At 67.3% G+C, this 254-nt stretch carries 1 pseudogene; it reads left to right on the plus strand.

What is annotated here, in order from left to right:
* Positions 1 to 254, plus strand: a pseudogene (locus tag R0J92_RS24815) (thiosulfohydrolase SoxB); the annotation flags it as partial.

Genomic DNA, 254 nt, shown 5'->3' on the forward strand with positions numbered 1-254 from the left:
AGCTGCTCGAGCGTTATGGCATTCCGCGCGACTCGCTGATGGCCTACGCGCTGACGCCCGTCGATTTCACCACGTTGGCGCGCGAGTACGGCCGGGTCGGCGGTCTGGACAGGATCGCCACGCTGGTGAAGGCGGTGCGCGCCGAGCGGCCGAACAACACGCTGTTTCTCGACGGCGGCGATTTCTGGCAGGGCTCCTATCCCGCACTGGCGTCGCGCGGCGGCGATATGGTCCAGGCCATGAATGCCGTCGGT

The organism is Tritonibacter sp. SIMBA_163, assembly GCF_046535935.1.
GTDB lineage: Bacteria > Pseudomonadota > Alphaproteobacteria > Rhodobacterales > Rhodobacteraceae > Epibacterium > Epibacterium scottomollicae.